This window comes from Vibrio sp. TRT 2004 (assembly GCF_050113735.1).
GTDB lineage: Bacteria > Pseudomonadota > Gammaproteobacteria > Enterobacterales > Vibrionaceae > Vibrio.
Genome location: NZ_JBNJOH010000115.1, coordinates 1 through 1,440, shown reverse-complemented (window position 1 = coordinate 1,440; position 1,440 = coordinate 1). Strand labels below are relative to the sequence as shown.

Genomic DNA, 1,440 nt, shown 5'->3' with positions numbered 1-1,440 from the left:
ATAAAGGCTTGCTTTAGCCCTTGCCAGTCCCTCGCTTCTAAGGCTCGAGTGACTTCGGCATTAACGGTATTTTGTTTCCAGTTGTTTTTGGCACGCTCGACAAAATCCGCTCGCAGGTACACAAGTCGATTTTCGCTCACGAGCCAGGCTTCTAGCACATGCCTTTTCGCGGGTGTGCGTTCAAACGTTTTGTGGTTCATCTTGTTAAGATCAACACTTTGTTTGTTGGAAGACTCTGGTACAACAGGTCTATTCGCTAAATCCTGCCAGTAGGCGAGCTCTTTCTCGAGAGCGGCGAGAACGTTATCGCGCACCGTGATGGTGGATGGCTCAGAGAAGTACGGGACATAAGTGTTCACTAACGCGCGGCGTTTCTCAAGTTCAGCGATTTTGCTTGCGATGTAGTTCTGAGTTTTGGGTTGTTCCGCAGACTGAGTCGCGGTGCCTGCTGCGGTGTTTTTTGGCGCGTCTACCTTGATGGCCCCTGCATAGACGCACCGCTCAAGCCACACCTTTTTCTTTAGCGCATGCTGCTGCATCTCAGCGGGGTCAATGTTGTCGCCACTGGGTGCGTTTTCTAGCAGCGTTTTATAGGCTTGAATCAGCTCGTCGGTGATCTGAATTTCTTGTTTGAGCTTTGCTTGGTCCTCTTGCGCCAAACAGTAATAGTCTGTTGGTGAATCCCCAGTAAAAAACAGCACATCATGGACATCGATGCCCTGACATACAGGCGCACTAAGAATTTCTCCAGTACATTTTGGCTCTAGCGCTGTACTGGGTGGCTCAGGCGAATAATCGGGTTCAGGCACCTCAATGATCACTTCTTTAGGTAGTGTTAAGGTATCTCCCGCCCGAATGTAATTTGGGTCAGTCTGACATTGCGGATTCAGCGTCAAGAGGTCGACATATTCGACGCCTTGATCAATAGCAATTTGGAGTAAGGTATCCCCCGGTTGAATAGTATAGGTAGTCATTGTCATAGTGCTCCCCGACTCGCTTCAAGAATCGACTGCATCGTAGAGAGGTGTTCTGGAGTTATCGTCCACTGATATTGCTTAGGTGGGTGGAGAGGCTGTTCGATAGCCCCCCAATACCATTGACCGTGGTACCAGTGAATTTGCTCTATGGATTGGAAAAACAAACTGCGTTCATCGTCCGTCATGCTCCCGAGTAATGGTAATAAGGTTCGTGGCTCATAGTAACGGAGCAAAGCGTCCGATTGCCCGGTCGAAACGACTAGACGCTCTCTGAGGAGTTTGACCAGTGACGTTTGAGGTGTGCCTTTTTTAACATATAGAAGGCTTGCGCAAGGCGTGCTTTGCATTTTCTCTATTACAATAGGAAACAGCTCTCGCCCATCTAGAGCAACTAACACGGGGCCACGTTCAATGTTGGCAAATTGTGTCTGCTCGAAAAGGGGGCAAAAGAAGGGCTCTGGAA

Annotated in this window: 2 protein-coding genes; both read right to left on the bottom strand. The window is 49.1% G+C overall.

The genetic code is table 11. From position 1 onward, the window contains the following. A partial coding sequence (locus ACQEXR_RS20100) for a LysM peptidoglycan-binding domain-containing protein (protein WP_427021033.1) occupies positions 1 to 974 on the bottom strand: 974 nt, incomplete at its 3' end. A gap of 2 nt (positions 975 to 976) precedes the next feature. Further along, a partial coding sequence (locus ACQEXR_RS20095; RefSeq protein WP_427021032.1) for a DUF4123 domain-containing protein occupies positions 977 to 1,440 on the bottom strand: 464 nt, incomplete at its 5' end.